Below are 7,839 nucleotides of genomic sequence, written 5' to 3' on the forward strand. Positions count from 1 at the left end.
GAGTAAGCAGCGAAACGCTGATCCCACTCGGCTTCGGCCGCTTTACCGGCTTCCTTGGCGTCCCACTCGGCGTAGATATCGGCCGGGATTTCGAACGGACCGTGATTCCACTTCAGCGCCGCACGGGTCAGGGCAATTTCCGCGTCACCCAACGGGGCACCGTGGCAGTCTTCCTTGCCTTGCTTGTTCGGCGAACCGAAACCGATGGTGGTCTTGCAGCAGATCAGGGTTGGCTGATCGCTTTTGCGCGCGGTTTCGATGGCGGTCTTGATCTCTTCCGGGTCATGACCGTCGACGTTGCGAATCACCTGCCAGTTGTAGGCTTCGAAACGCTTCGCAGTGTCATCGGTGAACCAGCCTTCGACTTCGCCATCGATGGAGATGCCGTTGTCATCGTAAAAAGCGATCAGCTTGCCCAGGCCCAAAGTACCGGCCAGCGAACTGACTTCGTGGGAGATGCCTTCCATCATGCAGCCATCACCCAGGAACACATAGGTGTKGTGGTCGACGATGTTGTGACCAGGACGGTTGAACTGCGCGGCCATGACTTTTTCAGCCAGGGCAAAACCCACGGCGTTGGCGAGGCCCTGGCCCAGTGGACCGGTGGTGGTTTCAACGCCCGGGGTGTAACCGAGTTCCGGATGGCCCGGGGTGCGGCTGTGCAGTTGGCGGAACTGCTTCAGGTCTTCGATCGACAGGTCGTAGCCGGTCAGGTGCAGCAGCGAGTAGATCAACATCGAGCCGTGGCCGTTGGACAGCACGAAGCGGTCACGGTCGGCGAACGATGGATTGCTCGGGTTGTGCTTGAGGTAGTCACGCCACAGTACTTCGGCGATATCCGCCATACCCATAGGGGCACCGGGATGGCCGCTGTTGGCTTTTTGCACGGCATCCATGCTGAGGGCACGAATGGCGTTGGCACGCTCACGACGGCTTGGCATCGCTGTTCTCCTGAGGGTTCTGAATCGAGAGTGAATAAAACGAAATGGAAAAAAGGTGAGCATTTTCCCTCACCGGGCCGCCTCGGGGCAATGACAGATAGTCATCTGGAGGCGTTTTTCCATTTGATAACGGCGCTTTCGACGGGTGAAACCTTTCCGCTGTCCGTTTGTTGACTGAACCTGAGGCCGAGAAGTGCCATCTATCGAGCAATATCAAAACTTTTTGATATTGCTCTTGCGGGGATTTCGGCCCGTCTCTAGACTGCTGCCCTTATGAATTTACCCGTGCCTTCCATTCAACATGACAATTGCGACGAACTGGCGGCCCTCTGCAAGGCCGGCGGCGACCCTCTGCGTCTGAATGTATTGCGCGCACTGGCCAACGATTCGTTCGGCGTACTGGAGCTGGCGCAGATCTTCGGCATCGGCCAATCCGGCATGAGTCATCACCTCAAGGTATTGGCCCAGGCCGGTCTGGTGGCGACCCGCCGTGARGGCAATGCGATTTTCTACCGTCGCGCCCTGCCTCATACAGACCTGTTGGGTGGCAAGCTGCACACCGCCCTGCTGGAAGAAGTGGACGACCTGACCCTGCCCGCCGATGTGCGGTCGCGAATCGCTCAGGTGCATGGGCAGCGAGCAGCGGCCAGCCAGGACTTTTTCTCACGGGTCGCGGAGAAATTTCGCGCCCAGCAAGACTTGATCGCCGGGCTGCCGCAGTACCGCGAAAGCGTGCTGGCCTTGCTCGACAAGTTGAGTTTCGGCAAAGGCGCCACGGCCATTGAAGTCGGCCCCGGTGACGGCGAGTTTCTGCCGGAATTGGCGCGCCGCTTCACTGAAGTCACCGCGCTGGACAACAGCCCGGCAATGCTCGAACTGGCCCGGCAGGTCTGTGAACGTGAAAAGCTGGCTAACGTCAGCCTGCAATTGGCCGATGCATTGAACGGTGTAAGCCTTCAAGCCGATTGCGTTGTACTGAATATGGTATTGCACCATTTCGCCGCACCGGCCGAAGCACTCAAGCACATGGCCGACTTGTTGAAAACGGGCGGAAGCCTGCTCGTGACAGAGTTATGTAGCCACAACCAGAGTTGGGCCAGGGAGGCCTGCGGTGATCTTTGGTTGGGGTTTGAACAGGACGATTTGGCCCGTTGGGCCACCGCTGCGGGACTCGTTCCCGGGGAAAGTCTCTATGTAGGCTTACGTAACGGTTTCCAGATCCAGGTCCGCCATTTTCAGCGACCGACTGGCGACACTCACCATCGGTAAATTCAGGAAAACATCGAGATGAGCGAATATTCCCTCTTCACCTCCGAGTCCGTGTCTGAAGGACATCCGGACAAAATCGCCGACCAGATTTCCGATGCAGTGCTGGACGCCATCATTGCTGAAGACAAGTTCGCCCGTGTTGCGGTCGAGACCCTGGTAAAAACCGGCGTTGCAATCATCGCTGGTGAAGTGACCACGTCGGCTTGGGTCGACCTGGAAGAGATCGTGCGTAACGTCATTCTGGACATCGGCTACAACAGCTCCGATGTCGGCTTCGACGGCGCCACTTGCGGTGTGATGAACATCATCGGCAAGCAGTCCCCTGACATCAACCAAGGCGTTGACCGTGCCAAGCCTGAAGATCAGGGTGCCGGCGACCAGGGCCTGATGTTCGGCTACGCCAGCAATGAAACCGACGTGCTGATGCCTGCGCCGATCACCTTTTCGCACCAACTGGTTCAACGCCAGGCCGAAGCCCGTAAATCCGGCCTGCTGCCTTGGCTGCGCCCGGATGCCAAGTCGCAAGTGACTTGCCGTTACGAAGGCGGCAAGGTTGTCGGCATCGACGCCGTTGTACTGTCGACCCAGCACAACCCTGACGTGTCGTACAAAGACCTGCGCGAAGGCGTGATGGAACTGATCGTCAAGCACGTACTGCCAGCCGAACTGCTGAGCAAAGACACCCAGTTCCACATCAACCCGACTGGCCAGTTCATCATCGGCGGCCCGGTTGGCGACTGCGGCCTGACCGGTCGCAAGATCATCGTCGACAGCTACGGCGGCATGGCCCGTCACGGCGGTGGCGCGTTCTCCGGTAAAGATCCATCGAAGGTTGACCGTTCGGCCGCCTACGCGGGTCGTTACGTGGCCAAGAACATCGTTGCTGCCGGTCTGGCCGAGCGCTGCGAGATTCAGGTTTCCTACGCGATCGGTGTTGCTCAGCCTACGTCGATCTCGTTGAACACCTTCGGCACCGGCAAAATCAGCGACGACAAAATCGTCAAACTGGTTCGCGAAATATTCGACCTGCGCCCATACGCAATCACCACCATGCTCGACCTGCTGCACCCGATGTATCAGGAAACCGCTGCGTACGGCCACTTCGGTCGCACCCCAGCCACCAAGACCGTGGGCGATGACACTTTCACCACGTTCACCTGGGAAAAAACCGACCGCGCCGACGACCTGCGTCTGGCTGCTGGCCTGTAAGACTTCCCCGGCGGTACCCAAAGCCTTGCACGGTTTGCCGTGCGGGGCTTTTTATTGCGTAGAAATCGCAGCCTCGTTTCACTCGACAGCTCCTACAGGGATCTGTGTAGCAGCTGTCGAGTGAAACGAGGCTGCGAGCTTTTGATCTCCTCGCCTAGCAACACACCGTAAAACATCGTCGCTGCCAACATCCGAATGCGGGCTAACCTTGAAAGCATTCCACCTGAGCAAGGACGCTCACGATGTTTCTACGCCTGCTGTCCACTCTTTTTCTGACCCTGTTTTGCCTGAGCGCCAACGCAACCGACTGCCCCGACTGGCCCCCCGCCCGCGCTCTGGACGAAATTGCCGCCCTGCAAAAACAAATCGACCTGTGGGACGACCACTATCACAGGGGTGGACGCTCACTGGTGGCCGACRAAATCTACGATCAGTCCCGCGCGCAGTTAATCGAATGGCGCAAGTGCTTTGACCTGGGACTGGCACCAGAACCCATGCGCACCGCCAGTGGCATGACAACTCACCTCATCGCCCACACCGGACTGGACAAACTCCGTGATGAACAGGCTGTGGAAAACTGGCTGCGTGATCGCAAGGACCTCTGGATACAACCCAAGGTCGATGGGGTGGCCGTGACTTTGATCTATCGCGATGGCCTGCTGTATCAGGCCATCAGTCGTGGCGACGGCGTGAACGGACAAGACTGGACTACCAACGCACGCTTGGTCCCCAGCATTCCTCCACAGCTGGCCCAATCTGTGGATTTGCTGGTGCAAGGCGAACTCTATTGGCATCTGACTGACCATGTACAAGCCAAGGCCGGCAGCCTCAATGCCCGCTCCACGGTGGCCGGTCTGATGGCCCGCAAGACCCTCACGCCTGAACACGCCACCGGCATCAGGCTGTTTATCTGGGACTGGCCTCAAGGCCCGGCGAATCTGCCCGAGCGTATCGCGGCGCTGGATGAGCTGGGGTTCCCGAGCACGGCGCCTTACAGCCAACCGATCCGGACATTGGCCGATGCCCAACGCTGGCGCGATCACTGGTATCGCTCGCCCCTGCCGTTTGCCAGTGATGGCGTCGTCCTGCGCCAAAGTCAGCGTCCGCCAGCCGAACGCTGGCAGGCAAAATCACCCTACTGGGCCGTCGCCTGGAAATACCCCTTCGCTCAGGCACTGGCGCAGGTGCGGACAATCGACTTCAAGGTCGGTCGCACCGGACGGATCACACCGGTGCTGAATCTGAAACCGGTGATGCTCGATGATCGGCAGATCAAGCGCGTGAGTGTCAGCTCACTGCGGCGCTGGGAGGAACTGGACATCCGCCCCGGCGACCAGGTGTCCATCAGCCTCGCCGGACTGACCATTCCCAGGCTCGACAGGGTTGTACTTCGCAGCACCGAACGCCCTGAGTTGAATGTTCCTCTGGCGGCCGACTTCCATCTTTTGAGTTGCTGGAAGCCGACACCAGGGTGCGAAAGCCAATTCCTCGCGCGACTGTCCTGGCTCAGCGGCAAGCAGGGGCTGGCCTTGCCTCATGTCGGCCCCGGCACTTGGGAGAAACTTTTAGAAACAGGCCGCCTGAATAGCCTTCTGGATTGGTTGACCTTCGGCGCTCAAGAGCTTGCTACCATTAACGGCTTCGGCGAACGCAGCAGTGCTCGTCTTTTAAACAGTTTCAACAGTGCTCGACAGCGTCCTTTCAGTCGCTGGCTAAAAGCCTTGGGTTTACCTCCAACGGGGCAGGCGCAGCTTGCCAATTCATGGCAGGAACTGGCGAACCGAAACACTGAACAATGGCGGGCTGAAGCCGGTATCGGCCCGGGACGTGCAGCGCAATTGAGCGCGTTTTTTCGCGACCCGCAGGTCCTGGCCTTGAGTGAAACATTGCGTGCTGCCGGAATTGACGGTTTCTAGGGACCGGCAATGCCTGGCGACCCGGGAACCCCTAGGTGCCGATGCGCTCAAACGCCCATCGCCGCACTGACCTGCTTGCTTTTGCACATGGAGCTTTTATGAAATGTCTTTCACCGCTCGCCCTGTTGACTCTTTGCAGTGTGTTGGCCGCTCCGCTGATGGCGGATGAAGAAGCGCCGGGGCTGACCGGCTGCGCTGCAAAAAAACAAGGCATCATCAATCAGATCGAACTGGCCAAGTCACGCGACAACACCGACCAGTTAGCAGGCCTGGAAACCGCCCTCAGCGAAGTCACCGCTCATTGCACCGACGCCTCGCTGAAAAAAGAACGGGAAAATAGAGTCCTCGATGCCAAGCATGAAGTCAGCAAGCGCCAGGCCGACCTCGACAGCGCCATGAAAAAAGGTGACCCCGATAAGATCAACAAGCGCAAAGACAAACTCGCCGAGGCCCGCAAGGAATTGCAGGATGCGCTGGACGAATTGGATAAGTAAGGCGTTTTGCAGCGATCGTTCCCACGCTCTGCGTGGGCATGCAGCCCGTGACGCTCCGCGTCACTGGACGCAGAGCGTCCCTTGAGACATTCCCACGCAGAGCATGGGAACGATCAATCCATCCAGATCAAACCCGAGAATTAATGATCCCGAAACTGTTTATGGCAAGCACTGCAGGCATCTTCAACTTTCTGCACCGCCGGCCCAAGGTTGCTGACCTTGTAAGGCTGAACCTGGCTGACGATCACCAATTCACCCGTGGCGGCTTCAAGATTGCGGGACATTTCCTGAAAACGTGCCTGCTGTTGCCAGACATTGTCCTTCGCGCTGGTGTGATCTTCTTCGCGCACCTGTGGAAAATGTTTCCACGGTTCACGGGACAGCGCATCGAGCTTCATGGCGCCGTCGGCGAATTGCTGACCATCAAACGCAATGCGACCACGCAACATGCCACCCAGGTCTTCGCCGGTCTTGAGCATCTGTTTGAAGATCGCCTTGCGCTGACCCAGCGGCGAATTCGGGTCAACACCGCCGCAAGCGGATAACATCAGGCACGCCAGCAATACAACAGAAAGTCTTTTGAGAGTCATGGTGGCTTCAGGTCACGGGAAACGGCGGCCAGTATCCTCGCGTCATCGACAAAGACCAATAGCCCTATTATCAATACGGGTTGTTTGAGCGCATGGAGCACTCAGGCGACCGGCAAAGGAATTACTCCATGAACAGCCGTTTCAAGGCATGGCGTCACCCCCTCGCGTGGGCTCTTCCAATGGTGGCCGTACTCGCCGGCTGCACCGGCGGCGATAACAACAAACCAAAAACCCACGCACTGGCCACCTATTCCAGTGCCACCTGGGAAGCGCTGCCGACGGTGTCTGATAACGACCTGGTCGCCGGTTTCGGTTCGTGGCGCAGTGCGTGCAACCGACTCAAGGCCGACCCGGTCTGGGGCCCGACCTGTGCGGCTTCCGCCAACGTTCCGCAAACCGCCCCTGACATCCGCAACTTTCTGAAACAGAATCTGGATGTCTATGGCCTGCGCGCCGCCAATGACAACCCCAACGGCTTGATCACCGGCTACTACGAACCGGTCTACCCGGGCAGCCTGACCCAGACCACGACGGCAAACATCCCGGTCTACGGCGTACCCGAGGACATGATCATTGTCTCGCTGGACAGCATCTACCCGGAACTCAAGGGCAAACGCCTGCGCGGCCGGCTTGAAGGTCGAGTGCTCAAGCCTTACGACGATGCAGCAACGATCGGGACAAAAGGGGTCAAGGCGCCGGTGGTTGCCTGGTTGACCGATCCGATGAATCTGCAATTCCTGCAAATCCAGGGTTCGGGGAGAATCCAGCTCGATGACGGTCGCCAACTGCGCATCGCTTACGCCGACCAGAACGGCCATCCGTATCGGCCCATCGGTCGCTGGCTGGTGGAGCAAGGCGAGTTGAAGAAAGAAGACGTGACCATGGGCGCGATCAGCACGTGGGCCAAGGCCAATCCGACGCGCATTCCCGAGCTGCTGGCCAGCAACCCTAGCTATGTGTTTTTTACCCGCAACCCGGACAGCAACGAAGGGCCTCGCGGCTCATTGAATGTGCCGTTGACGGCGGGGTATAGCGCGGCAGTGGACCGCAAAGTGATTCCGCTGGGTAGCCTGTTGTGGCTGTCCACCACCAAACCGGACGGCACCGCACTGGTTCGCCCTGTGGCGGCTCAAGATACCGGCGGCGCGATTGCCGGCGAGGTCCGTGCGGACCTGTTCTGGGGCACAGGTGAAGCGGCCGGACAATTGGCCGGGGACATGAAGCAGCAAGGGCAGATATGGATGCTGTGGCCTAAAGGAGCGGCGTTGCCGCAGGTGCCTCAGGTGGCGGATGCGGTGAAGACCAATCCTTGAATTCTATAGCGACTGACAGATAGCTTTCGCGAGCAAGCCCGCTCCCACACTGGGTCTCGGTTGTACACAAATACTGTATTCACTGAGCTCAAATGTGGGAGCGGGCT

The 7,839-nt window shown here is 58.8% G+C and carries 7 protein-coding genes; 5 read left to right on the forward strand and 2 right to left on the reverse strand.

What is annotated here, in order from left to right:
• Positions 1-941: thiamine pyrophosphate-dependent enzyme (locus AC1DRJ_RS15225; RefSeq protein ID WP_477802892.1), on the reverse strand; the 941-nt coding region annotated here is incomplete at its 3' end.
• A 273-nt stretch (positions 942-1,214) separates the two neighbouring features.
• Between AC1DRJ_RS15225 and AC1DRJ_RS15230 the strand changes: the two genes are divergently transcribed.
• The 4 genes from AC1DRJ_RS15230 (at position 1,215) to AC1DRJ_RS15245 (ending at position 5,829) form a co-directional block, all read left to right on the forward strand.
• Positions 1,215-2,210 (forward strand): ArsR/SmtB family transcription factor, encoded by a 996-nt coding sequence (locus AC1DRJ_RS15230; RefSeq protein ID WP_477802893.1) that lies wholly within the window; start codon positions 1,215-1,217, stop codon positions 2,208-2,210.
• An 18-nt stretch (positions 2,211-2,228) separates the two neighbouring features.
• The gene (gene metK, locus AC1DRJ_RS15235; protein ID WP_477802894.1) at positions 2,229-3,419 is read left to right on the forward strand and encodes a methionine adenosyltransferase; all 1,191 of its coding nucleotides are present in this window, start codon (positions 2,229-2,231) and stop codon (positions 3,417-3,419) included.
• A gap of 242 nt (positions 3,420-3,661) precedes the next feature.
• Entirely contained in the window at positions 3,662-5,335 is a 1,674-nt protein-coding gene (gene ligB / locus AC1DRJ_RS15240; protein WP_477802895.1) for an NAD-dependent DNA ligase LigB, read from the forward strand.
• A 98-nt stretch (positions 5,336-5,433) separates the two neighbouring features.
• Positions 5,434-5,829, forward strand: coding sequence for a DUF1090 domain-containing protein (locus AC1DRJ_RS15245; protein WP_477802898.1), 396 nt, complete (start codon positions 5,434-5,436; stop codon positions 5,827-5,829).
• A gap of 140 nt (positions 5,830-5,969) precedes the next feature.
• Here the strand turns inward: AC1DRJ_RS15245 and AC1DRJ_RS15250 are convergent, their stop codons facing one another.
• Positions 5,970-6,419: a c-type cytochrome gene (locus AC1DRJ_RS15250; protein ID WP_477802896.1), complete on the reverse strand. Its 450-nt coding sequence runs from the start codon at positions 6,417-6,419 to the stop codon at positions 5,970-5,972.
• Between the two features lie 128 nt (positions 6,420-6,547).
• On the opposite strand from AC1DRJ_RS15250, the gene mltA reads away from it, so the two are divergent.
• Positions 6,548-7,732 carry a murein transglycosylase A gene (gene mltA, locus AC1DRJ_RS15255; protein ID WP_477802897.1) on the forward strand — a complete coding sequence of 395 codons (1,185 nt, stop codon included), beginning with the start codon at positions 6,548-6,550 and terminating at the stop codon, positions 7,730-7,732.
• The last annotated feature ends 107 nt before the right edge of the window (positions 7,733-7,839 follow it).

This window comes from Pseudomonas sp. P5_B2, assembly GCF_056400445.1.